Genomic DNA, 23,443 nt, shown 5'->3' on the forward strand with positions numbered 1-23,443 from the left:
TCCTTCGACGACGGTCCGGGATGGGTGCTGATGCTGCCGGGCGGGCTCACCAGGGGGCCCGGGGCGCCCCTGGCCACACCCACACCGACGCGCCGGCCCCGTCCGCCGAGAGTCTGATCGAGTCCTCCTGCCGGTCCAGGCCTGGTCCGTATGCCGACACCGCCGACTCGACGCCTCGAAGGTACCGCGTCGAGATCCGGATCGGCGCGTGCGCGCTCCTGGCGACGTGCACGAGTGCCGTCTGGTCAGGGTGCTCACGTAGGTAGGTCAAGGAGTCGTCGTCGGCGTGCACCCACCGCAGGCCACCGCGTCGCAGCGCGACGTTGTCACGGCGTGCGCGCACCAGCGCGCGGTAGGCCTCGAAGATCGTCGTGTCCCAGCGGGACTCGTCCCACGGCATCGGACGTCGACCATCCTCGCCGGAGTCCCCCTGCATCCCGACCTCGTCGCCGTAAGTGATCATCGGGATGCCGGGCATCGTCAGGAGCAGGCCCGCCCCCGCAACCACGAGCCGCGGGTCGTCCCCGACCAGGGTACGGACGCGCGTGGTGTCGTGGCTGCCCAGCAGGGTGAAGGAGTGGGCGCGGACGCTCCACGGGGACTGGGCCATGAAGTCCTCCACCGTCTCGAGGAAGGCCTCGCCCCCGCGTCGGGGCACCCTGAGCGGGGATCCGAGGAACTTGGGAGCGAATCCCTTGTCCCGCAACCAGGTCCACGCAGGCCTCGTGAACCCTGCGTAGTTCATCGCACCGTGCCAGCCGTCCCCACGGATGTCGGTGCTGAAGTCGTGGGTGTGCTCGCCGACCAGCAGTGATCCTGGTGCCACCTCGTCCATGACGCGGCGCATCTCGCGGGCCACCGCGCGGTTGTGGTCCTGGGCGCCGTGCCGACCGGTCATGTTGGCGACGTCGACCCGCCACCCGTCCAGGGCGTGGGGCTCGGCCAGCCAGCGCCGCACGACGCCCGTCTCGGAGGTGAGCACGCGGTCCCACAGCTCGGCGCAGTCGTAGTTGAGCTTGGGCAACGAGGGGACACCGAGCCAGGAGACGTAGCCGCCGTCCTCGTCCCACAGGTAGAAGCCGCGCTCCGGCGAGTCGGGCCTCGCCACGGCCGTCTCGAACCACTCGTGCCGGGCGCCGGTGTGGTTGGTCGTGAAGTCGCCGACCACCTTGAGACCTCGCCGATGGGCCTCGTCGGTCAGCCGCGCCAAGGCCTCGTCGCCACCGAGCAAGGGGTCCACCCTGTCGAAGGTGTCGGCGTCGTACCGGTGGTTGGACCGCCCCGGGAAGAACGGGGTCAGGTAGAGGACGTCCGCCCCGAGCCGCTCGAGGTGGTCCAGGTGCTCACGTATGCCGTCGAGGTCCCCGCCGTAGAGCTGGTCACCGATGACGCGGCGGTCCCGCGTCACCGGCTCGTCCCAGGCGGCCGGGATCGCCCACGGCGGCGCCGGTCGCTCGTCGGCCGCGGCCGACCGCGCGAAACGGTCCGGAAAGACCTGGTAGACGACGGCGTCCAGCGCCCACGGCGGCGGTGGGGCGTCGGAGGCGACCAGGCGGAAGTCGGCGGCATCCGGGACGTCCCGGTCGTGCAGCCCGGTCCCGTTGAGCCACCGATAGTCTGCGGGACCACCGGAGAGCAGGAAGCGATACCCCGTGACGGGGTTGTGCACGACCACGTCGGCCTGCCACCAGTCCTCGTGCTCGTCCTCCCGCACGAGAGCGGCCTCGGCGTAGTGGACCTCGGCGTCCGGGGTGGTTCGCACGTGCACCGCCGTGACGGAGCTGGGCGCGCCGGGCCCCCTCGGCAGGCGGAGGCGGACCTGGACGGTCTGCCCCAGCGTCGGAGCCTGGGTCGACACGTACGACGGGGAGCCGTCGTGGTGGGGCTGGTTGAGCAGCCCCACCACGACCGGGTTGTCCGGGAGGGTGCCGGTCACTTCACCGAGCCCTGGGTGAGACCACCGACGAGCTGCTTCTGGAAGAGCGCGTACAACGCCATCACCGGGAGCGAGCACAGCAGGGAGCCGGCGGCGAAGAACCCGAACTTCTCGTTGGCGTCCCTGCCCTTGGACAGGGCGCGGAGCCCGACCGCGAGGGTCTGGTTGTCCACGTCCGTGAGAAAGACGCTGGCGAGCATGAACTCGCCGAAGAGCCCGACGAAGGTGATCATGAACACCGTCACGAGGATCGGCATCGCCAGCCGGAGGATCATCGTGAAGAACACGCGAGCGTGGCTCGCGCCGTCCACGATCGCCGCCTCGTCCATCTCCTTGGGGACCGTGTCGAAGTACCCCTTGAGGAGCCACACGTTGCCCATCGCCCCGCCGAGGTAGGCCAGGATCAGGCCCCACGAGGTGTTGAGCCCGAACTCCGGCATCACGTCGGAGATCTTGGCGAAGGTGATGTACATCGCGACCAGACCGAGGGTGGCCGGGAACAGCTGCAGGAGCAGCAGCGCGAGCATGCCCTCCCGACGCCCGCGGAAGCGCATCCGCGAGAAGGCGTAGGACGCGCACGCCGAGATGAAGGTGCACAGGAACGCACCCACGACGCAGATCACGACCGAGTTCTTGAACCAGCTCCAGTAGGGGCGGCTCGGGTCCTGGCCGAGGGCCGCGAAGTTCTCCAACGAGAAGTGACGCGGGATCAGGTCGGAGGAGGCCAGCTGGCCCGAGGGGTTGAGGGCCGCGGAGACGAGGAACAGGATCGGGAACAACGCCCAGGCCAGAGCGAGGACGCCGAGCACGTGCCGCCACCACTGGGACCCGCCCTCGGCACCGCCGGACCGCGGCTTGGTCAGCTGCTGCTGCTCCTCCGCAGGGAGAGTGGTCGCGACCGGCCCACGGACGTCTCCGACGCCGGCCGCGCTGTTGGTTCCGGGGTTCAGCTGGCTCATCACTGCACCTCTTCCAGGGACTTGGTGGCGCGGAACCCAGGCAGGGCCTGGATCGCCACGAGCGCGAAGATGACCACGGCCACGGCGGACGCGAGCCCGAAGTTGGGGGCCGCACCCGAGAAGGCCAGGCGGTAGGCGTAGGTCACGAGCAGATCGGTGCTGCCCATGCCTGCGCTGCCGCCCTCGAACGGCCCGCCCTCGGTGAGCAGGTAGATGAGGGTGAAGTTGTTGAAGTTGAAGCCGTACGACGCGATGAGCAATGGTCCCACGGCGACCATCAGCAGCGGCATGGTGATCCGCGTGAGCGTCTGGAAGGACCCGGCTCCGTCGATCTTGGCCGCCTCCTTGACATCGCTCGGGATGGACTGCAGCGCACCGGTGCACAGCAGGAACATGTAGGGGAAGCCCAACCACAGGTTGGTGATCAGGATGGCGACCTTGGCCCAGAACCCGTTACCCAGCCAGTCGACGTCGAGGCCGGTCAGGGTGTTGATGAGCCCGTAGTCCTGGTTGAACATGCCCCGCCACAGCAGCGCGGTCACGAACACCGGGATCGCGTACGGCAGGATCAGCAGGGTGCGGTAGACCGCCTTGCCCTTGAGGTTGGGCGAGTTGAACAGCAGGGCGATCAGCATCCCGAGGATGAACGTCGAGATGACCGTGCCCGCCGCGAAGACGACGTTCCAGACGAACATCTTGAGGAACCCGGACCGCATCGTGGAGTCGCTGAAGATCGTGGCGTAGTTCTTGGTGCCGACGTTCTCCTGCCAGCCCTGCGAGAACGACTGGCCGGAGCCGTCGGTCGCGACGTACTTGCTGTCCTGGGGCTTGTAGGTGAGCTTGCTCTTGGTGTCCGTCAGCGTGTCGGAGGCGGCGTCGTAGGTGATCGTCGCCCGGCCCTCGTAGGCCGCCGAGAGACCCTGCATCTTGATCCCGCTGCCGTCCTTGCTGGGCACGGCGAGCTGGCCGAGGTCCTTGGAGCGCGCGTTGGCCTGCTTGCCCGTGAGCACGGTGTAGCCCTCGGCCTTGGTGATCTTGCCCAGGGCCGACTTCTCGACGTCGGCGCCGGTCAGGTCCGTCAGTCCGTTCGCGTCGCCGACGAAGCTCTTGCCCTGGGGGTCGGTCAGCAGGAGGGACAGGGCGCCCGTCGCCGGGTCCGTGCCCTCCTTCACCGCCACGCTGGCCTTGTATCGGGTCGAGCCGGGCACCACCTGGACCGAGTTGGCGACGATCTGCTTGACCGCCTCGTCCTTGGTGCCGAGGTGTCCGTCCCCGTAGTTGGTGAAGGACACCATGATCGTGAAGATGATGGGCCAGATCTGCAGCGCGAGCAGGCACAGGAATCCGGGCAGCAGGTACTTCATGGGCACCGCGCGGCGGGTCGCGTAGACCGCGAGGATGCACAGGCCGACGAAGGCCACCGTGCTCACGCCGAGCCACATGCCCTGGGCCGACATGCGCGTCGCGATCCAGAAGACGAGCGCCATCGCCAGGGCGATGCCACCCCACTTCAGGACCAGCGCGGGGGCCGAGGTCCGAGACATAGGAGGGTCCTAACCAGTACGTCGTCGTAGCGGGGGTGGTGCAGGTATGCCGGCCCGCGGGGCGCGAGCCGGCATACCTGTCATGCGGGACTCGGTCAGCCCTTGGCGATGTTGGTGGCGATCTCCTTGGCAGCGGCGTCCAGGCGAGCCTTCGGCTGAGCCTTGCCGGAGATGATGTCGGCCGTGGCGAGTCCGAAGGGCTCCCACACGGCGTTCATGGCGGGAATGTTGGGCATCGGAGAGCCGTTCTTGCCGGCCTCGAACCACGCCTTGATGTCCGGGTTGGCCGCGGAGACCTCGTCGTAGGCCTCCTTGAGGGCCGGCGGACGCTGCCCCGCCTCGAACAGCGCCAGCTGCACGTCCTTGCGCGGCACGTAGTTCGTCACGAACTCCTGCGCCATCTGGGCGTTCTTGGCCTTGGAGGAGACGTAGAACATCTGGACGCCGGTGAAGGGCTTCATCTCGCTGCCGCCCTCGAGCGACGGCAGGTTGGAGATCGCGTACTTGATGCCGGCCTTCTTGGCGGGGGCGACCGACCAGGGGCCGGTGATCATGAAGGGCACCTTGCCGGTGTCGAACAGCTGGTCCATGTTGGTGTCGTCGACGTTGGTCGACAGGACCTTCTGCTGGCCCAGCTTGGCGAGGACCTCGCCACCCTTGACGGAGCCGGCACTGTTGACCAGGACCTGCTTGGGGTCGTAGTCGCCGTTGGCGCCCTTGCCAAAGATGCCGCCGCCCTCGAAGGCCGACAGGTAGGGGTAGGAGTAGTAGGCGTTGCCCTTCTTGCCGACGAACTGGATGAGGGGCTGCGTCGCCTTGCCGGCCTTGACCAGCTCCTGACCCTTGGCGACGAGCTCGTCCATCGTCTTGGGCGCGTCGGGCGCGAGGGCGGTGTTGCGCAGCAGACCGATGTTCTCGATGGCGTAGGGGACGCCGTAGATCTGGTTGTTGAACTTGGTGCCCGCCATGGCCTCGGGCAGGAACTTCTCCTGCGTGGCCTGGTCGAGCTGGATCGGGCTCACGGTGCCGTTCTGGACGAGCTCGCCAGCCCAGTCGTGGGCGCCGACGACGACGTCCGGGCCCTTGCCGACCTTGGTGGCGTCCTTGAACTGCGTGCGGGTCTCGGTGGCGATCTGGACGGCGACCTTGATGCCGTTCTCCTCGCCGAAGGCCTGGGCGTACTTGGTGACGGCGGGCGCACGGTCGGCGTCAGACCAGATCACCAGGTCGGCGTTGGCGTCGCGCGCCGCGTCCTTGGTGCTCATCGTGGTCGGCGCGGCAGCGGTGGCACCGGCGCTGGACGAGGCAGAGGCAGAGGCGGAACCAGCTGACGTGGTGCTGGACGACGTGGTGGTCGCGCCACCACCGCCGCAGGCGGTCATGAGCAGAGCAGAGGCACCGACGACGGCGACGGGCCCGAATGCACGCTTGTGCATGTCATCTCCCTTGATGTTGGTCTCACGCGGACTGCGCGTTGGCAAGATTTTGCAGCATGCCCTCCAACTTTGCAAGAAGTTGCAAACTCTGGGCGCTTGCACGTTCCTCAACCGTTGCGGCGCCCCGGCCTCGGCGAGGCATCGGTCGACAGCGCTGCAACATGTTGCATACTGGCCGAAGCGACAAGGACGTCCGCCAGCTCATCGGCAACGCCGGATCGCCTCCTGGAGCCTATCGGCACCAGGACCACCTTTACGACGGATCGTCCGGCACGTTCCTGCCGGTGAAGGAAAGGCAGACCATGGCAACGGTCAAGTACGACAACGCAACCCGCCTCTACCCGGGCAACGACAAGCCCAGCGTGGACCGGCTCAACATCGACATCGAGGACGGCGAGTTCCTCGTCCTCGTCGGCCCGTCCGGCTGCGGCAAGTCCACCTCGCTGCGCATGCTCGCCGGCCTCGAGGAGGTCAACGGCGGCAAGATCTGGATCGGTGACCGCGACGTCACCAACCTGTCCCCCAAGGACCGCGACGTGGCCATGGTCTTCCAGAACTACGCGCTCTACCCCCACATGAGCGTCGCCGACAACATGGGCTTCGCGCTCAAGATCGCCGGCGTCGACAAGGGCGAGATCCGCAAGCGCGTCGAGGAGGCCGCCAAGATCCTCGACCTCGAGCAGTACCTCGAGCGCAAGCCCAAGGCTCTCTCGGGTGGTCAGCGTCAGCGCGTCGCCATGGGCCGCGCGATCGTCCGCAACCCCCAGGTCTTCCTCATGGACGAGCCGCTGTCCAACCTCGACGCCAAGCTCCGCGTCCAGACCCGCACGCAGATCGCGTCGCTGCAGCGTCGCCTCGGCGTCACCACCGTCTACGTCACCCACGACCAGGTCGAGGCCATGACGATGGGTGACCGCGTCGCGGTCCTCAAGGACGGCATCCTGCAGCAGTGCGACTCCCCGCGCCGCATGTACGACCACCCGGACAACGTCTTCGTCGCCGGCTTCATCGGCTCGCCCGCCATGAACATCATGGAGGTGCCGGTCACCGACGGCGGCGTCCGGCTCGGCCACCACACGACGCCGGTCCCGCGCGACGCCCTCAACGACGCCGGCCGCAAGGTGATCATGGGCGTCCGTCCCGAGGACCTCGAGCTGTCGAGCGAGGGCCTGCCCGTCACGGTCGACGTCGTCGAGGAGCTCGGCGCCGACGCCTACGTCTACGGCTCCACCGACGACGCCCACGGCTCCGGCCAGATCATCGCGCGCGTCGACGGCCGCCGTCCCCCGATGAAGGGCGAGCAGGTCTTCTTCGCCCCCAAGGCGGACCACATCCACCTGTTCGACAGCGACTCCGGCCTCCGCCTCAACGACTGACCTGCCTCAGGCCGGTCGGCCGATCGGCCGGTCTCGGCGGATCACCGACGACAGCGGCGGTCACCCCCACGTGGGGTGACCGCCGCTTCGTCCCTACCCCACCACCACGGCACGGCTCCGCGGCGAGGCGCGTCTCGCCCGCCAAGACGGGCATCCACCGCTCGGCGCAGGGGTTCTGAGACGATGGGGAGATGGCGCTCGAGATCACCGCGGTCCGCCCGGACCCCGCCCTGCTGGACCTGCCGTGGGCCACCCCCCTGGAGGACTGGCCGGAGGAGCGGCTGGCCGCGCTCCCCCGCGGCATCTCCCGGCACATCGTGCGGTTCGTGCGCGTGCCCGAGGGCGTCATCGCGATCAAGGAGATCAAGGACGAGATCGCCTTCCGCGAGTACCACATGCTGCGCGCGCTCAACCGGCTCGCGATCCCGTGCGTGCGGCCCTACGGCGTGGTGAGCGGGCGGGTGGGGGCCGACGGCGAGCCGCTGGACTCCTGCCTGCTCACGCACCACCTGCAGTACTCCCTGCCGTTCCGCGCGTTGTTCAGCCAGACGCTGCGGCCCGACACCGCGACCCGCCTCATCGACGCCCTGGCCGTGCTGCTGGTGCGGCTCCACCTGCAGGGCTTCTGGTGGGGTGACGTGTCGCTGTCCAACACGCTGTTCCGGCGCGACGCGGGGGCGTTCGCGGCCTACGTCGTGGACGCCGAGACCGGTGAGCTGCGCGACCGGCTCTCCGACGGCCAGCGCGAGCACGACCTGGACATCGCCCGCGTCAACATCGCCGGTGAGCTGATGGACCTCGAGGCCGGTGGCCTGCTCCCCGAGGGCAACGACCCGGTCGAGATCTCCAACCAGATCATGGCCCGCTACACCCAGCTGTGGCACGAGTTGACCGGGGTCGAGAGCTACAACGTCGGCGAGCGGTGGCGGGTCGACGAGCGCATCCGCCGCCTCAACCAGCTCGGCTTCGACGTGGACGAGCTGGCCATGTCCACCGACGTCGACGGGACCACCCTGCGCATCCAGCCCAAGGTCGTCGACGCCGGCCACCACAGCCGCCGGCTCCTGCGCCTGACCGGCCTGGACGTCGAGGAGAACCAGGCCCGTCGCCTGCTCAACGACCTGGACACCTATCGCGCCGCGCTCGACGTGCAGGGCGAGGACGAGGCCATCACCGCCACGCGCTGGCTCAACGAGATCTTTCTGCCCATCACCCGCGCCATCCCCGCCGACCTGCGCGGCAAGCTCGAGCCCGCCGAGCTCTTCCACGAGCTGCTCGAGCACCGGTGGTACCTCTCCGAGCGCCACGGGCACGACGTGCCGATCGGGCAGGCGATGGCGGACTACATCCTCACCATCCTGCCGACCAAGCCCGTCGAGGAGACCGTCGTCGGCGTCGACACGGTCGAGATGCCGGTGGTGGCCAGCCGCGAGGAGTGATGCGTCACACGACGTGGTCACGACTTCGCCCATCACCCCGAGGCTGCGCACGGACGGTCCTATGCTTCGCGTCAGGCCATCACGAGGAGTCACCATGACCGACAACAGCACCAACCCGTACGCCGGACCGCCCGCCGGATCGACGCCGTCGGGCTCGACGCCCTACGGCGCCACGACGCCGCAGGCATCGCCCTACGGGCAGGTCCCGGCCTACGGGCAGGTCCCGGCATACGGGCGGGGCGTTGGGACCGTCGAGAGGCTCGAGCCGGCGACCTGGGGCTCGCGCGTGCTCGCCTCCCTGCTCGACAACCTGCTCTCGCTGCCCGGCCTCGCCCTGGTGATGATCGGGCTCGGGGTGGTGGGCAGCGGGACGGGCACCTCGACCGTGGACCCCACGACGGGGGTGGTCGTCACGACCGGCGGCGACCAGGGCAGGCTCACGACGGGCCTGCTGCTCATGGGCGCGGGCTGGGTGGTGGCCCTGGCGATCCAGATCTGGAACCGCTGGGTGCGGGGCGGGCGCGGTCAGTCCTGGGGCAAGAAGGTCATGGGTCTGTGGCTCGTGTCCGAGCGCACCGGCCGACCGATCGGCACGGGCATGGCCTTCGTGCGCGACCTGGCGCACTACCTCGACAGCCTGCCGCTCCACCTCGGCTACCTGTGGCCCCTGTGGGACGATCGCCGCCAGACCTTCGCCGACAAGCTGTGCGGGACCGTCGTCACCACGGTCGAGCCGCGACAGCAGCAGTAGCCGGTCCACGGCCGCAGCCAGGAGCGGAGCACACGCGGATCAGCCGGCCTCCGTCACATCCGCCTGGGGGACGAAGGCCGGCTGATGTGACGGCCGGGGGCAGGTCAGCTAGTGGCGGCGCGCTGGCGAGCGATCTCATAGAGCGTGACGCCGCAGGCGATCCCGGCGTTGAGCGACTCGTTGCCGGACGCCATGGGGATCGACACGATCTGGTCGCAGGTCTCCCCGACGAGGCGGGACAACCCTTTGCCCTCGGACCCGACGACCACGACGAGCGGCTGGTCCGCGAGGTCCAGCTGGGGCAGCTCGACGTCCCCGTCCATGTCCAGCCCGATGACGAAGTAACCCTGCTTGCGATAGTCCTGCAGGGTGCGGGTGAGGTTGGTCGCCTGGGCGACGGGGACGCGGGAGGCAGCCCCCGCCGAGGTCTTCCACGCGGAGGCGGTCATGCCGACGCTGCGCCGCTCGGGGACGACGACGCCGTGGCCGCCGAAGGCTCCGACCGAGCGGATGATGGCCCCGAGGTTGCGGGGGTCGGTGATGCCGTCCAGCGCCACCACGAGCGGGATGCCGGGCGACTGCGGGTCGACGAGCTCGCCGGGGTGGCGGTAGTCATAGGGAGGGATCTGCAAGGCCAGCCCCTGGTGCACGGCGCCGTCGGTGAGGCGGTCCAGCTCCCCACGCGGCGTCTCGAGCATGGGGATGCTGCGCTCGGCCGCGATCTTGAGCGCCTCGCGCACCCGGTCGTCGGAGTCGATCCGGCTGGCGACGTAGATCGTGCTGGCCGGGATCTCGGCCCGCAGTGCCTCGAGGACCGAGTTGCGGCCCGCGACGATCTCGGTGCTGGTACGGGTGCGGCGCCCGCCGTGGCCGCCTGAGCCTCGGCCGCCGGCGCCACGGCCGGCCCCGTCGGCCCCGCCGGGGCGCGCCCCAGACGTGCCTGCCTTGGCGGCGCGCTGGGCCTGCCTGTAGGCCTTGTGGTTGGGGCGCTCCTCGGCCTTGGGCGTCGGGCCCTTGCCCTCGAGCGAGCGCCGACGCTGGCCGCCGCTGCCCACGGTGGCGCCTTTGCGGGAGGCGCCCTTGCGCATCGCGCCGCGACGCTGGGAGTTGCCGGGCATGGGATCAGTCCTCGGTGTCGGTGGTGCGCGCGTCGCCCGCATCGGGCGTGCGCTCGGAGGTGGGGCGGGCGAGGCTCCAGCGCGCCCCGGAGGGCGAGTCCTCTACGAGGATCCCGGCGGCCGCCAGGTCGTCGCGGATGGCGTCCGCCGTGGCGAAGTCCCGCTCCTTGCGGGCCGTGGCGCGACGGTCGAGCTGCGCCTGGACGAGCACGTCCAGGGCGGAGCGCGCCACGTCCCCCTCGCCGCCGCCGGCGTCCCAGCGCGGGTCGAGGGGGTTGACGCCGAGCACGTCGGTCATCGCGATGACCTGTGCCGCGAGCGCCCGGGCCTGCTCGCGGTCCCCGTCGTCGAGCGCCGTGTTGCCCGCCCTGACGGTGTCGTGGACAACGGCCAGGGCCCCGGACACCCCGAGGTCGTCGTCCATCGCCGCCCGGAACTCGGCCGGGAACGGCTCGGCCGGCGCGTCCGGCATACCGTGCTCGACCGCACGACGCAGGAAGCCCTCGATGCGCTCGACCGCCGCCTCGGCCTCCGCCAGCGAGCCCTCGTGGAACTCGATGGTGGAGCGGTAGTGCGCCGCTCCGAGGTAGTAGCGCAGCGCGATCGGCCTCGTCCGGCGGGCGATCTCGGTGACGATCAGGGAGTTGCCGAGCGACTTGCTCATCTTTTCGCCCTGGACGGTCACCCAGGCGTTGTGCATCCAGTAGCGCGCGAACCCGAGCCCGGCCGCGTGCGACTGGGCCTGCTCGTTCTCATGGTGCGGGAAGCGCAGGTCGACGCCCCCGCCATGGATGTCGAACTCGTCGCCGAGGTACTTGCGCGCCATGGCGGAGCACTCGAGGTGCCAGCCGGGACGGCCGACGCCGTAGGGGGTCGGCCAGCTCGCGGTGGCGGGCTCGCCGGCCTTCCACCCCTTCCACAGGGCGAAGTCGCGCGGGTCGCGCTTGCCCCGCGGGTCGGCGTCCTCGGCGGCCTCCATGTCGTCGATGGACTGGCGGGTGAGGGCGCCGTAGGCCGGGAAGGACCGCACGTCGAAGTAGACGTCACCGCTGCCGTCGGGCGCGGCGTAGGCGTGCCCCCTGTCGACGAGCGTGTCCATGAGCGTGACCATCTCGGGGATGTGACCGGTCGCGCGCGGTTCGTAGGTCGCGGGCAGCACGCCGAGCAGGTCCAGCGCCGCCGAGGTCTGGCGCTCGTGGTCATAGGACCAGGCCCACCACTCGGCGTCGTTCTCGGCAGACTTGCGCAGGATCTTGTCGTCGATGTCGGTGACGTTGCGCACCAGGGTGACGTCGTAGCCGTGACCTGCGGTCAGCCACCGCCGCAAGACGTCGAAGGCCACCGCGAACCGCACGTGCCCGATGTGCGGGGCGCCCTGGGTCGTGAGCCCACAGATGTAGATGCCGACCTTGCCCTGGTGCAGGGGGTGGAACTCGCGCAGCTCGCGGGTGGCGGTGTCGTAGATGTGGAGACTCACCCGCACCATGCTACCGGCGGGGCGGGAGGGCCCCCCGACTTCCGGGCCACAGGGACGTGAACAGACGTTCACCATGGAGTCGCCCACCGTTACCCGACGCCCGTGGCGAGCCGCTGAGGGGACGCCGGTGCCGCAGTTCTTTCCATGAACGTCTCGACCCGGTCGGATTCGCTGTGCTGGCAATCCTTTCCGGGCTCGGCGGCGGAATGATCCGAGACACGCTGTTGCAGGGCGGCCCGCCGGTCGCGCTCACCGATACGTGGTGACCGCCGAGGTGGGCGTGCTCGCCGCTACCGCCGTGGGTGCGCCGACGGTGCTCATCGCCAAGGCGAGAGGCTGGACGCTTCCCGGCGAGTCGTGGCTCAACGAGGGACGCAGCGCCTCCGGCGAGCAGGTGCTGTCGCCGGCGTCTGTCGACCTCGGCTTCACCAACCAGCTTCCCGACAACCTCCAGGTCAAGATGCTGCCGGGCGTCATCAAGTGGCTCTCGAACGACGGCGAGTTCTTCCCCGGCCTGAAGAAGACGTGGTCGTACAGCTTCCAGTACACCGAGGAGCCGTTCCCGACGGGACGACCCGCCGGCGCCATCGGCTGGGCCGGCTTGGCCAACCTCTTCTACTGGATCGACCGCGACAACGGGTTCGGAGGCTTCTGGGCGACACAGATCCTCCCGTTTGGCGACGGTCCCTCGTTCACCGGGTACATCGACTTCGAAACCGCTGCCTACCAAGCGTTTACCAAGAGCTGAATGTTCTGGCGCTCGGGCGACCGGTCGACCACCGTCGGTCGATCGGTCGTCTTGGCGTCCGCGTGCGTCGCAGGTTGTCCGCGAGCGCCCACCGTCTACGACACCACCTCGATCATGGCGACGATCGAGGACAGCTTCGGCCTCCCGGTAATCGGCACCCGGGACGGCATGGTCAACAACCTGGGCAACGCGATCGAGGAGGGCAAGGGCCGGCCAGGCCGCGGCCGCCACTGACCCACCTGCGCCTGCCTACCTCGGGTAGACGAGGGCGGTGGCGATTCCGATGATGCCCTCCTCGCGCCCCGGGAAGCCGAGCCCGTCGGTCGTGGCGCCGCCGAGCGAGACCGGTGCACCCACCACCTCGCTCAGCAGCGCCTCGGCCTCGGACCGTCGCCAACCGACCTTGGGGCGGGTGCCGACAACCTGCACGGCGACGTTGCCGATCTCGAACCCCGCCTCGCGCACGATCCGGCAGGACTCGGTGAGCAGCGTGACCCCGCTCGCCCCTGCCCACTGCGGCCGACCGGTCCCGAAGTGCTGCCCGAGATCCCCGAGCCCCGCCGCAGAGAGCACCGCGTTGCACGCCGCGTGCGCCACGACGTCGGCGTCCGAGTGCCCCTCGAGCCCGACCTCGCCCTCCCACAGCAGTCCCGCCAGCCACAGCTCGCGCCCCGACCCCGGCGCCGCGAAGGCGTGGACGTCGGTGCCGATGCCCACGCGAGGGACGACGGGGTTCATGCGATGGCCTCCGGGTCGAGGTCGGGGGTGGTGGACAGCGAGGCCGTATGCCGCTGCGCGCGGACGAGGTCCGCAGGCGTGGTCACCTTGAACGCCGAGGGGTCTCCCTCGACGACGAGCACCTGGTGACCGAGCTGCTCGAGCAGGGCGGCGTCGTCGGTGGCGGAGATGCCGCTGGCGTGGGCCGCCTCGAGCTCGGACCGCACGAAGCCCTGAGGGGTCTGCACGGCACGAAGCCGCGCCCGCGGCGGGGTGGAGTGCACGACCCCGCGCTCGTCGACCACCTTGACCGTGTCGACGACCGGCAGGCCTGGCACCACGGCCACCCAGCCCTCACGCACCGCGTCGGCCACCCGTTCGTACACCTCGAGCGGGGTGAAGCAGCGCGCCGCGTCGTGGACCAGCACCACCTGCGGCTCGACCAGGTCTGCCTGGGGGTCGGCGTCGGTCGACTCGCTGGGGTCGCTGGTGTCGCTGTCGTCTCTGGGTTCGGTGGTGTCGTCGCCCAGCCCGTCGACGAGGGCAGCAAGGCCCGCCGCGACCGAGGCGGTGCGGTCGGCGCCGCCCGCGACCACGTGCACGACGCAGCCCGCGCGGACCCCGTGGACGAGCTCGGTGACCGTCTCGAGGTGGCTCGTGGGAGCCACGACGGCGACCTGCTCGAGGCCCGTCACCTGGAGGGCGGTGCGGAGGCTGTGCTCCAGCAGGGTGCCCCCGCCCACCTCGACCAGGGCCTTGGGCAGGCCGGCGCCCAGCCGGCTGCCCGAGCCGGCGGCGACGATGATGACGGCGACGCTCACGAGGTCACTCTAGACGCGGCGAGGCCCCCACCGCGGGCAGCGGTGGGGGCCTCCGGACATGGTTGGGGTGGAGCGCCTCAGGAGGCGAGGACCTCGTCGAGGATCGACTCGGCCTTCTCCTCGTCGGTCTTTTCAGCGAGCGCGAGCTCGGACACCAGGATCTGACGCGCCTTGGCCAGCATACGCTTCTCACCGGCGGACAGGCCGCGGTCCTTGTCGCGACGCCACAGGTCGCGCACGACCTCGGCGACCTTGTTGACGTCACCCGACGCGAGCTTCTCCAGGTTGGCCTTGTAGCGGCGGGACCAGTTGGTCGGCTCCTCCGCGCACGTGGCCCGCAGGACCTCGAACACGTGGTCCAGGCCCTCCTGCCCGACGACGTCACGCACGCCGACGAGGTCGCAGTTCTCGGCGGGGACCTCGATCGTCAGGTCACCCTGGGACACCTTGAGCTTCAGGTAGATCTTGTCGACACCCTTGATCGTCCGGGTGTTGATCTCCTCGATGAGCGCCGCCCCGTGATGCGGGTAGACGACGGTTTCTCCGACCTTGAACGCCATGTAGTCAAGCCCCTTTCGCGACAGCCACCATATCACGCAAAAGCGCTCGGATAAAGCCCAGGGCCGGGCATTTGTGCAGGTCAGGGCCCACGCGCCACAAGTCGGGATCGTTCAACAGGGTCTTGACGAATGGCCGGCGCCGCGCTATGCGCCGACGACGCGGGCGCGGACGAGCGGACCGATCACGGACCCGACGCGCGTGGGCCGGGCGGGGGGTCTGATGAGGCGATATGGTGTCGCCGTGACCCGTGACGACGCCCACCGCCCCGCGACCCCGACGGCCCGTGCCGCCCGGGTCCGCCGCGCCACCCTCACCCTCGGCACCGTGGCCCTGGTCGCTGCGAGCCTGACCGCGTGCAACAAGACGTCCCCCCAGCAGACGGACGTCGGCTACGCGCCCGCCGACGGCATCGAGGTGGACCTCGGCCAGGTCAAGGTCCGCGACCTGCTGGTCGTCAGCTCCGGCGAGGGCAAGGCCGGAGCCGTCAACGGCCTGCTCGTCAACCAGGGCACCCAGCCCGCCCAGGTGTCCTTCGCCCTCGGGGAGTCCGGTGCCCCGGTCACCGCGACCGTCGACCCCGGCCAGGCGCTCAACCTCGCGTCGCAGCAGGTCACCCTCCCCAGCGTCCCGGCCAAGCCCGGCGCCATGGTCAACCTGCAGGTCGGCACGTCCACCACCGGCATGCAGAACCCCCTCGTCCCCGTGCTGCCCCCGACGGGCTACTACGCGACCGTGACGCCCACGGCGCCAGCCTCGGCGAGCAGCGCCACCACGACGCCCACCGCGACGAGCAGCGAGAGCGCCACGGCGCCCGCACCGAGCACGCCTGCCGCCACCGCGTCGCCGACGGCCACCACGACGCAGGGCTGACGGTCCGGCATACCGAGTCGTCCACGGGCCGCGTGGTGACGACCCAGCCCGTGGACGACCCTCAGACCTCGAACTTGTAGCCCAGCCCCCGGACCGTGACGATGTGCACGGGCGCCCCGGGGTCGGGCTCGATCTTGGCGCGCAGACGCTTGACGTGGACGTCGAGCGTCTTGGTGTCCCCCACGTAGTCGCTGCCCCAGACGCGGTCGATGAGCTGCATGCGGGTCAGCACCCGCCCGGCGTTGCGCAGCAGCAGCTCGAGCAGCTCGAACTCCTTGAGGGGCAGGGCCGTCGGCTCGCCGTTGACCGAGACCGTGTGCCGCTCCACGTCCATGCGGACCGGACCGACCTCGAGGCTCGCCGGCACCAGGTCGTCCGGCTCGCTCATGCGCCGCAGCACCGCCTTGATGCGGGCGAGCAGCTCTCGGCTGGAGTAGGGCTTGGTGACGTAGTCGTCCGCGCCGATCTCGAGGCCCACCACCTTGTCGATCTCGCTGTCCTTGGCGGTGAGCATGATGATCGGCACCGACGACCGTTGCCGGATCGAGCGGCACACGTCGACCCCGGACAGGCCGGGGAGCATGAGGTCCAGCAGCACGAGGTCGGTGCTCGACCGGTCGAACTCCGCCAGCGCGTCCGGACCGGTCGCGGCCAGCGCCACGTCATAGCCCTCCTTGCGCAGCAGGTAGGACAACGGGTCCGAGATGGACTCCTCGTCCTCGACCACCAGGATGCGCGTCATGCTCACTACCTTTCCTCGTCCGGAGACCTCCGGTCGTGCTCGATGCTAGGGGCGCGGCTGATGCTCGCCCAGGTCGGTCAGCGCGGCGGCGGGGAAGGACAGGGTGAACGTCGACCCCTGCCCCGTCTGGCTCCACAGCCGCACCTCGCCGCCGTGGTTGGCCACGACGTGCTTGACGATGGACAGGCCGAGGCCGGTGCCACCGGTGGACCGCGACCGCGCCGGGTCCACGCGGTAGAAGCGCTCGAAGACCCGGTCCTGCTCGTCCTGCGGGATGCCCGCGCCGAGATCGCTGACGACCACCTGGACCAGGTCGTCCACGCGCTCCACGGTGACGCGCACGGGCGCGCCGTCGTCGGAGTAGGCCACGGCGTTGTCGACCAGGTTGCGGATCGCCGTGGTCAAGAGCTCCCGGTCGCCGTAGACGACGGCCCGATCCCCCGTCGTGACGGTGATCTCGACCCCCTTGCCCTCCGCCACGAGCCGGCACCGGTCCGCCGCGTCGGCCGCCGCCCCGGCCACGTCCACGGGCACCGGCTCGGTCAGGGTGTCGGCGACCTGCAGGCGGGACAGGTCGACGATCTCCTTGACGAGGCGGGTGAGGCGCTCGGACTCGACCTTCATCCGGCCGGCGAAGCGGTGCACCGCCTCGGGGTCGTCGGCGGCATCCTGCACCGCCTCCGCCAGCAGCACCAGGCCCCCGACCGGTGTCTTGAGCTCGTGCGAGACGTTGGCGACGAAGTCCCGCCGGACCTCGTCCACTCGGTTGGCGTGCGTGCGGTCGTCGACGAGCAGCAGGACATGCCCCGTGGACAGCCGTGCGGCCCGGACGTGGGCGACCATCCGCCCGCGGCCCAGCGGTCCCCTGGGCAGGTCCAGCTCGGTCTCGCGGATCTCGCCCGAGCGCCGCACCTCGCGAGCCAGTTCGACGAGGTCGCGGTGCACCAGCTCGCCCTCGCGGACCAGCCCGTGCTGCACGGCGGCTTGCGTCGAGCGGACCACCGCGTCGGAGTCGTCGAGGACGATGCCGATGGAGCGGAGGACGGCGAGGACGTCCTCGACACCCGGCTGCAGCTCAGGCGCGTCCAGGCTCATGGTCACGAGATCCTGTCCCTTGCGGTCGCGGCGGCGGAGTCGGGCGGACCACCCGGCGGTCATGGTGGACCCGGCGAGGGCAGCGACCACCGCGACAGCGCCGAAGGTCACCGGGAGATCCACGCGACGAGGATACGCAGCCTCCACGGGGGCCGGATGCGCGCCTCGCAGGTCAGCATGGCCGCCGCCCGGGCCGGCACGCACACCGGCGCGATGATCACGCCGCGTGATCGCCAAGTGTTCATCCGTGGTCCTTGGCTCGTTAACGCAGCCCTGGGACGCTCGCCGAGGCGTGAACCTGGGACACACCTGCGCGCCTGCACCTACGATCTCGTTGGGCAGCCGACCTCGACTGCCGACGTCCTGCACCGCTGTGAGAGGAATCCATGCGCGACGCGTTCCATGAGGAGCTCGACCAGATCTCAGACAAGCTCGTCGAGATGTCCCGCCTCACCGGCTCGGCGGTGAGCCGGGCCACCACCGCCCTCCTCGACGCCGACCTCACCCTCGCCGAGTCCGTCATCGAGGCGGACGAGGCCATCGACCAGATGCGCCGCGAGCTCGACGACACCGCGATCGACCTGCTCGCCCGTCAGCAGCCCGTCGCCACCGACCTGCGCATGGTCGTCACCGCCATGCGCATGAGCGCCGACCTCGAGCGGATGGGCGACCTCGCCCGACACATCGCCAAGGTCGCCCGGCTGCGCTACCCCGACTCCACCATCCCGCCCACCCTGCGCGCCACCATCACGGAGATGGGCCACGCCGCGGAGAAGATCGTCGCCCAGGCCGGCTCGATCATCGCCGGCAAGGACGTCTCGGCCGCCGTTGCGCTGGAGACGCAGGACGACGAGATGGACGCCCTGCACCGCCAGGTGTTCGAGCACCTGCTCGGTGGCCACTGGGACGCCGGGATCCAGGCCGCCGTGGACGTGACCCTCGTCGGGCGCTACTACGAGCGGTTCGCCGACCACGCGGTGTCGGTGTCGCGTCGCGTCATCTACCTCGTCACCGGCGAGTGGGCGCAGGACGGCGCCGAGATCCCCGGCATCGACCCGGGCGACGACGACTGAGCCGACCGAGCACCCGCCGGCACGGCGAGAGGCCCGCACCCCGGACGGGGGCGGGCCTCTCGCGGCATACGGCCTGAGCGGTCAGCAGGTCACTTGCCCTGGTTGGCCACGGCCTCCGCGGCCGCCTTGGCGGCCTCCGGGTCGAGGTACTCACCACCGGCCACGGTCGGCGCGAGCGAGTCGTCCAGGCGGTAGACGAGCGGCATGCCGGTCGGGATGTTGAGGCCGGCGATGTCGTCGTCGCTGATCCCGTCGAGGTGCTTGACCAGGGCGCGCAGCGAGTTGCCGTGGGCCGCGACCAGCACGGTCTTGCCGTCCTTGAGGTCCGGGACGATGTCGGACTCCCAGTAGGGGATCATCCGGGCGACGACGTCCTTGAGGCACTCGGTCTTGGGCATCGCGTCGCCGAGGTCGGCGTAGCGCGGGTCCCCGGCCTGGCTGAACTCGTTGTCGTCGGCGATCTCCGGCGGCGGGGTGTCGTAGGAGCGGCGCCACAGCATGAACTGCTCCTCGCCGTACTGCTCCTTGGTCTGCTTCTTGTCCTTGCCCTGCAGGTCGCCGTAGTGACGCTCGTTGAGGCGCCAGGACCGCTTGACCGGGATCCAGTGCCGGTCGCACTCGTCGAGGGCGGCGTTGGCCGTGCTGATCGCCCGTCGCAGCAGCGACGTGTGCACGATCTCCGGCAGCAGGTCCGCGTCCTTGAGCTGGCGCCCGCCAGCCGCGGCCTCGGCCCGGCCCTTGTCGGACAGCTGCACGTCGACCCAGCCGGTGAAGAGGTTCTTGGCGTTCCACTCGCTCTCGCCGTGGCGAAGCAGGATGAGGGTGTAGGTCATGGTGCGACCCTATCCCTCGTGCCCCCGCCCCTCACCCGGTGCCTCGTCCTGCGGACCGGTGTCCAGGATGTGGCGGAAGGCGTCGAGGTTGCGGGTGGACTCGCCCCGCGACACCCGCCACGCCCACTCCTTGCGCATCGAGGTGAGGAAACCGATCTGCAGCAGCTCGTCGAAGGGCTCGTCCGCCGCCTCGAGGACCGTGCCGAGCAGCTGGTCGAGGTAGGCGTCGTCGACCCCCACGAGCGGGACGTGCGAGGTGACGTAGACGTCGCCCGAGGCGTCGATGGCGTAGGCCACGCCCGCCATGCGCAGGTTGCGTCGCAGCAGGGTGCGGTAGAACCGCTCGTGGGCCTCGTCGGCGTTGCGGATCACGAACGCGTTGCCGGACAGGCCGCGCTCGCGCACCAGCAGCGACAGCACGGTCTTGAGCTTGTGCTCGCCGGGCAGGGTGACCACGACCTCACCCTCGCGCGCTCCCCGCTCCCAGTCGAGGCCCTGCTCGCTGACGAAGGCCTCGACCGCGGCGAGGACCGCCTCGGTGCTGGTCCGGTCGGTCTGGGTCGGGTGCGCGTCGTCGGTCACGAGGCCAGGCTACGGCGTCGGGCAAGGACGTCCTGGTAGACGCCGACCAGCCGGTCCGTGGTCGCCTCCCAGGAGAACGCCTCGGCGTGCCGGGCGGCGCGGGCCCGTAGGCCGGGGAGGTCGCCGTGGTCGAGCAGGGACGCGACGGCGTCGGCCCAGGCACGAGGGTCGTGACCATCGACGAGCACGCCGGCCTCCCCCACCGCCGTCGGCAGGCCACCGACGCGCGTGGCGGCCACGGGCGCTCCGCACGCCAGCGCCTCGACGGCCACCAGGCCGAAGGACTCGTTGTAGGACGGGACGGCCACCACGTCGGCCGCCCGGAACCAGTCGGCGAGCTCGGTGCGGGTGCTCTGCTGGTGCCAGATCATCTGGTCGCCGACGCCCAGCTCGGCGGCCAGGCGTCGCAGGAAGTCCGGGTCGCCGTACCCGCCCCCGCTGTCACCCCCGAGGACGGCGACCCGCAGCCGTGGCCGCAGCTCGGGGCGGCGGGCGAGCAGCTCCGCGGCGGCGCGGACCAGGACGTCGGGGGCCTTGAGCGGCTGGATCCGTCCGACGAAGAGCAGCAGCACCACGTCGGCGGGCAGCTCCAGCCGAGCACGTGCCTCGCCCTGGTCACCGGGGTGGAAGACCTCGAGGTCCACGCCTGGGGGGACGACGGCCACCCGGTCGGGCGGGGCGGCATACAGCTCGATCAGCTCGCGGCGCTCGATGTCGGTGTTGGCGACCAGGTGGTCCGCCGCGGCGACCACCTGCTCCTCGCCGATCTCCCGGCCGGCAGGCTCGGGCGAGTCCCCTTGCGCCAGCTGGAGATTCTTGACCTTGGCCATCGTGTGCATGGAGTGGACGAGAGGCACCTGCCAGCGGTCGGCGGCCAGCCAGCCGACCTGGCCGGAGAGCCAGTAGTGCGAGTGGACCAGGTCGTAGTGCCCCTCCGGGCTCATCGCCTCGGTGCGCATCACCCCGGCCGCGAAGGCGCACAGCTGGCCCGGGAGGTCCATCTTGCCGAGGCCCTCGAAGGGGCCGGCCGTCACGTGCCGGACCGTGACGCCGTCGTCGAGCGGCACCGTCGGGGCCTGCCGACCGGACGTGGCGCGGGTGAACACGTCGACCTCGATGCCCCGTCGGGCGAGCCGGCGGGCGGTCTCGGCGACGTAGACGTTCATGCCGCCGGCGTCACCCCGGCCGGGCGTGGCGAGCGGGGACGTGTGGACGCTCAGCATCGCGACGCGGTGCAGCCCGGGCATGGGACCTCCGTGGGTGACGACGGGTCGTGGGTGCAGAGGGCGACCTCGGCGGCCCTGCTCGCGACAACCGGCACGTGCCGGGCGGCATTCCCCGTGCGCCTCGGCGCCCGGGGAGGCCCAGGGCACGGTGCGCGACCTAGGCTGGGCCGGTGGCCCGCACCTCCCCCATCGGCACCGTGACGCGCGGGACGACCAACCCCAACCGGCTGCGCCGCTGCGACCGCTGGCTCGCAGGCCCGCAGGCCTGGCGGCTGCGATCAGCCGAGTCGTCGCCGATCGCGGTGGACCTCGGGTATGGCGCCTCCCCCGTCACCGCGGTCGAGCTGCACGCGCGCCTGGCGGCCGTGCGACCGGACGTGCGTGTCGTGGGCATCGAGATCGAGCCGTCCCGGGTGGAGCTGGGGCGACCTCTCGAGAGGCCGGGGCTGCGCTTCCGCCTGGGCGGGTTCGAGGTTCCTCTGGACGGTGAGTCCGCCACCGTGGTGCGGGCGTTCAACGTGCTGCGGCAGTACTCCGAGGAGGAGGTCCCGGCGGCCTGGGCGCGGCTGTGCTCGCGCCTCGCGCCCGACGGCCTGCTGGTGGACGGGACGTGCGACGAGATCGGGCGGCTCGCGTCCTGGGTCGCCCTCGACCGCACGGGCCCGCTGTCGCTGACCTGCTCGTGGCACCTGCGGGGGCTGGCCCGGCCGGGCGTCGTGGCCGAGCGCCTGCCCAAGTCGCTGATCCACCGCAACGTCCCCGGCGAGCGGGTGCACGACTGGCTCTGCGCGGTCGACATGGAGTGGGCGCGGCAGGCGCCGCTGGCGAGCTACGGCGCGCGGCAACGGTTCGTGGCGGTCGCACGTGGGCTGCGTGACGCGGGGTGGCCGGTGCTCGACGGGCCCGCCAGGTGGCGGCTGGGCGAGCTGACCGTGGCCTGGTCCGCGGTCGCCCCGACCGGGTCCGCCTGACCTCGACACCCCGCCTCGGGTCGTCAGGGCCGCCTGAGGTGCCAGGGCGGTCCGACGTGGCTACCTCGGGCAGGTCGTGGTGCCGAGACGCAGGCGCGTCGGGTGCTCCTCGTCGGGCACCACCTCGCCGTCGAGCAGCCGCCGGAGCATGTCGCCGAGCCGACGCCCCTTGCCCCGCCCGTCCTGCTCGACCGTCGTCAGCCTCCCTTCGAACCACGGCAGCTCGATGCCGTCGAACCCCACGACGCTGAGGTCGTCGGGCACCGACAGCCCGCGGTCGGTGGCGGCCCGGATCACCCCCGCCGCCAGCAGGTCGGACTGAGCCACCACCGCCGTGGGTCGGGGGACCGCGTCGAGCAGCAGGGCGGCGGCCTGCGCACCGCCGTCGATGGACAGGCCGGCCGACTGCACCATCGGGAGGTCCGGGCCCAGCCGGTCGACGAACGCGAGCGCCCGGTCCCGCGCGTCCGGGTAGGTGGCCGCGTCGACGTCGGCGACGGTGACCGGCCCCGCCGGTGCCCCGGGGCCGAGGGGCATGGCCAGCATGGCGATCCGCTCGTGACCGAGGCGGCGCAGGTGGTCCACGAGCTCGCCGGTCGCGGCCCGGTCGTCGATCCGCAGCTGCACGACGCGCTCGTCGACGGGGGCGCCGGTGCCGAGCATCGGGATCCCGCGGGCCGCCACCTGGTCGACCAGCGCCGACGTGGTCGGGCCGCACAGGGCGAAGACGAGGGCGTCGAGGGCCTGTCCGGCCACCAGCCGGGCCGCGTGCTCCGCCCCACCGGGGGGCTCCGGCACGAGCAGCATGCCCATCCCGAGCTCGTCGAGGACCTGCCCGAGCCCGTCGAGGACGGAGACGGCGTAGGGGTCCTGGAAGGCATAGCCGAGCGCACCCTCGACGTGCACCCCGACCACGCCGGACCGCCCGTGACGCAGCGACGAGGCGAGCGGGTCGGGCCCGGCATACCCCAGGGTCTCGGCGGCCGCCCGCACCCGCTCGGCGGTCGCGGGCGACACGCCCTGCTTGCCGCTGTAGACCAGGGAGGCAGTCGAGATCGAGACGCCTGCCTCGTCGGCGACCTCGCGCAGGGTGGGTCTGCGGTGCGGCGTGCGCGTCGTGGATTGACCTTGACGACCCATGTCGGCATACTATCGAATCGATTCGATC

At 70.9% G+C, this 23,443-nt stretch carries 23 protein-coding genes and 1 pseudogene; 8 read left to right on the plus strand and 16 right to left on the minus strand.

What is annotated here, in order from left to right; translation table 11 throughout:
• Nucleotides 1-46: 46 nt before the first annotated feature.
• The 4 genes from GGG17_RS03180 to GGG17_RS03195 all read right to left on the minus strand — a co-directional run bounded on the left by GGG17_RS03180 (nt 47) and on the right by GGG17_RS03195 (nt 5,875).
• Nucleotides 47-1,936, minus strand: a complete 1,890-nt coding sequence (locus GGG17_RS03180; protein WP_288798600.1) for a glycoside hydrolase family 13 protein — start codon at nt 1,934-1,936, stop codon at nt 47-49.
• The gene (locus tag GGG17_RS03185; RefSeq protein WP_154592334.1) at nt 1,933-2,895 is read right to left on the minus strand and encodes a sugar ABC transporter permease; all 963 of its coding nucleotides are present in this window, start codon (nt 2,893-2,895) and stop codon (nt 1,933-1,935) included. The genes GGG17_RS03180 and GGG17_RS03185 overlap by 4 nt, the downstream gene beginning before the upstream one ends.
• Nucleotides 2,895-4,439, minus strand: coding sequence for an ABC transporter permease subunit (locus GGG17_RS03190; protein ID WP_154592335.1), 1,545 nt, complete (start codon nt 4,437-4,439; stop codon nt 2,895-2,897). The genes GGG17_RS03185 and GGG17_RS03190 overlap by 1 nt, the downstream gene beginning before the upstream one ends.
• A 95-nt stretch (nt 4,440-4,534) precedes the next feature.
• Nucleotides 4,535-5,875 (minus strand): sugar ABC transporter substrate-binding protein, encoded by a 1,341-nt coding sequence (locus GGG17_RS03195; protein WP_154592336.1) that lies wholly within the window; start codon nt 5,873-5,875, stop codon nt 4,535-4,537.
• Nucleotides 5,876-6,177: 302 nt separating this feature from the next.
• Here GGG17_RS03195 and GGG17_RS03200 point away from each other — a divergent pair, with 302 nt between their 5' ends.
• From GGG17_RS03200 to GGG17_RS03210, 3 genes are all read left to right on the plus strand, one after another.
• Nucleotides 6,178-7,251, plus strand: coding sequence for an ABC transporter ATP-binding protein (locus GGG17_RS03200; RefSeq protein ID WP_154592337.1), 1,074 nt, complete (start codon nt 6,178-6,180; stop codon nt 7,249-7,251).
• Nucleotides 7,252-7,442: 191 nt separating this feature from the next.
• On the plus strand, nt 7,443-8,690 hold the full coding sequence (locus GGG17_RS03205) for a DUF4032 domain-containing protein (protein ID WP_154592338.1): 1,248 nt from the start codon (nt 7,443-7,445) through the stop codon (nt 8,688-8,690).
• A gap of 94 nt (nt 8,691-8,784) precedes the next feature.
• The gene (locus GGG17_RS03210; protein ID WP_195849094.1) at nt 8,785-9,441 is read left to right on the plus strand and encodes an RDD family protein; all 657 of its coding nucleotides are present in this window, start codon (nt 8,785-8,787) and stop codon (nt 9,439-9,441) included.
• Between the two features lie 104 nt (nt 9,442-9,545).
• Here GGG17_RS03210 and rlmB read toward each other — a convergent pair whose 3' ends face one another.
• Nucleotides 9,546-10,559 (minus strand): 23S rRNA (guanosine(2251)-2'-O)-methyltransferase RlmB, encoded by a 1,014-nt coding sequence (rlmB, locus tag GGG17_RS03215; RefSeq protein WP_154592340.1) that lies wholly within the window; start codon nt 10,557-10,559, stop codon nt 9,546-9,548.
• 4 nt (nt 10,560-10,563) lie between these two features.
• On the minus strand, nt 10,564-12,036 hold the full coding sequence (cysS, locus tag GGG17_RS03220) for a cysteine--tRNA ligase (RefSeq protein WP_311966384.1): 1,473 nt from the start codon (nt 12,034-12,036) through the stop codon (nt 10,564-10,566).
• A gap of 149 nt (nt 12,037-12,185) precedes the next feature.
• On the opposite strand from cysS, the pseudogene GGG17_RS03225 reads away from it, so the two are divergent.
• A pseudogene (locus GGG17_RS03225) lies at nt 12,186-12,293 on the plus strand (TRIC cation channel family protein); the annotation flags it as partial.
• A 5-nt stretch (nt 12,294-12,298) separates the two neighbouring features.
• On the plus strand, nt 12,299-12,784 hold the full coding sequence (locus tag GGG17_RS03230; RefSeq protein ID WP_195849098.1) for a hypothetical protein: 486 nt from the start codon (nt 12,299-12,301) through the stop codon (nt 12,782-12,784).
• 249 nt (nt 12,785-13,033) lie between these two features.
• Here GGG17_RS03230 and ispF read toward each other — a convergent pair whose 3' ends face one another.
• The 3 genes from ispF to GGG17_RS03245 form a co-directional block, all read right to left on the minus strand.
• Entirely contained in the window at nt 13,034-13,522 is a 489-nt protein-coding gene (gene ispF / locus GGG17_RS03235; RefSeq protein ID WP_154592342.1) for a 2-C-methyl-D-erythritol 2,4-cyclodiphosphate synthase, read from the minus strand.
• Nucleotides 13,519-14,322 carry an IspD/TarI family cytidylyltransferase gene (locus GGG17_RS03240; protein WP_311966385.1) on the minus strand — a complete coding sequence of 268 codons (804 nt, stop codon included), beginning with the start codon at nt 14,320-14,322 and terminating at the stop codon, nt 13,519-13,521. The genes ispF and GGG17_RS03240 overlap by 4 nt, the downstream gene beginning before the upstream one ends.
• 77 nt (nt 14,323-14,399) lie before the next feature.
• Nucleotides 14,400-14,882, minus strand: coding sequence for a CarD family transcriptional regulator (locus GGG17_RS03245; protein ID WP_019286970.1), 483 nt, complete (start codon nt 14,880-14,882; stop codon nt 14,400-14,402).
• Nucleotides 14,883-15,123: 241 nt separating this feature from the next.
• On the opposite strand from GGG17_RS03245, the gene GGG17_RS03250 reads away from it, so the two are divergent.
• Entirely contained in the window at nt 15,124-15,753 is a 630-nt protein-coding gene (locus tag GGG17_RS03250) for a hypothetical protein (protein ID WP_154592343.1), read from the plus strand.
• Nucleotides 15,754-15,814: 61 nt separating this feature from the next.
• On the opposite strand, the gene GGG17_RS03255 is transcribed toward GGG17_RS03250, so the two are convergent.
• Genes GGG17_RS03255 through GGG17_RS03265 form a run of 3 tightly spaced genes read right to left on the minus strand, consistent with a single transcriptional unit; the run spans nt 15,815 to nt 17,835 of the window.
• Entirely contained in the window at nt 15,815-16,495 is a 681-nt protein-coding gene (locus GGG17_RS03255) for a response regulator (protein WP_154592344.1), read from the minus strand.
• A gap of 45 nt (nt 16,496-16,540) precedes the next feature.
• Nucleotides 16,541-17,713: a sensor histidine kinase gene (locus tag GGG17_RS03260; protein WP_288798562.1), complete on the minus strand. Its 1,173-nt coding sequence runs from the start codon at nt 17,711-17,713 to the stop codon at nt 16,541-16,543.
• On the minus strand, nt 17,698-17,835 hold the full coding sequence (locus tag GGG17_RS03265; protein ID WP_154592345.1) for a hypothetical protein: 138 nt from the start codon (nt 17,833-17,835) through the stop codon (nt 17,698-17,700). The genes GGG17_RS03260 and GGG17_RS03265 overlap by 16 nt, the downstream gene beginning before the upstream one ends.
• Nucleotides 17,836-17,976: 141 nt before the next feature.
• On the opposite strand from GGG17_RS03265, the gene phoU reads away from it, so the two are divergent.
• Nucleotides 17,977-18,663 (plus strand): phosphate signaling complex protein PhoU, encoded by a 687-nt coding sequence (gene phoU / locus GGG17_RS03270; protein WP_154592346.1) that lies wholly within the window; start codon nt 17,977-17,979, stop codon nt 18,661-18,663.
• Between the two features lie 89 nt (nt 18,664-18,752).
• Here the strand turns inward: phoU and GGG17_RS03275 are convergent, their stop codons facing one another.
• The 3 genes from GGG17_RS03275 to mshA are packed head-to-tail and all read right to left on the minus strand — an operon-like array spanning nt 18,753 to nt 21,325.
• Nucleotides 18,753-19,496, minus strand: a complete 744-nt coding sequence (locus tag GGG17_RS03275) for a phosphoglyceromutase (RefSeq protein ID WP_154592347.1) — start codon at nt 19,494-19,496, stop codon at nt 18,753-18,755.
• A gap of 9 nt (nt 19,497-19,505) precedes the next feature.
• The gene (locus tag GGG17_RS03280; RefSeq protein WP_311966386.1) at nt 19,506-20,078 is read right to left on the minus strand and encodes a type III secretion system chaperone family protein; all 573 of its coding nucleotides are present in this window, start codon (nt 20,076-20,078) and stop codon (nt 19,506-19,508) included.
• Nucleotides 20,075-21,325 (minus strand): D-inositol-3-phosphate glycosyltransferase, encoded by a 1,251-nt coding sequence (gene mshA, locus GGG17_RS03285; RefSeq protein WP_154592348.1) that lies wholly within the window; start codon nt 21,323-21,325, stop codon nt 20,075-20,077. The genes GGG17_RS03280 and mshA overlap by 4 nt, the downstream gene beginning before the upstream one ends.
• Before the next feature lie 149 nt (nt 21,326-21,474).
• Here mshA and GGG17_RS03290 point away from each other — a divergent pair, with 149 nt between their 5' ends.
• On the plus strand, nt 21,475-22,275 hold the full coding sequence (locus GGG17_RS03290; protein WP_311966387.1) for a class I SAM-dependent methyltransferase: 801 nt from the start codon (nt 21,475-21,477) through the stop codon (nt 22,273-22,275).
• 60 nt (nt 22,276-22,335) lie between these two features.
• Here GGG17_RS03290 and GGG17_RS03295 read toward each other — a convergent pair whose 3' ends face one another.
• The gene (locus GGG17_RS03295) at nt 22,336-23,415 is read right to left on the minus strand and encodes a LacI family DNA-binding transcriptional regulator (protein ID WP_154592349.1); all 1,080 of its coding nucleotides are present in this window, start codon (nt 23,413-23,415) and stop codon (nt 22,336-22,338) included.
• Nucleotides 23,416-23,443: the final 28 nt, after the last annotated feature.

It is taken from the genome of Arsenicicoccus cauae (assembly GCF_009707125.1).
Classification (GTDB): Bacteria; Actinomycetota; Actinomycetes; order Actinomycetales; family Dermatophilaceae; genus Arsenicicoccus; species Arsenicicoccus cauae.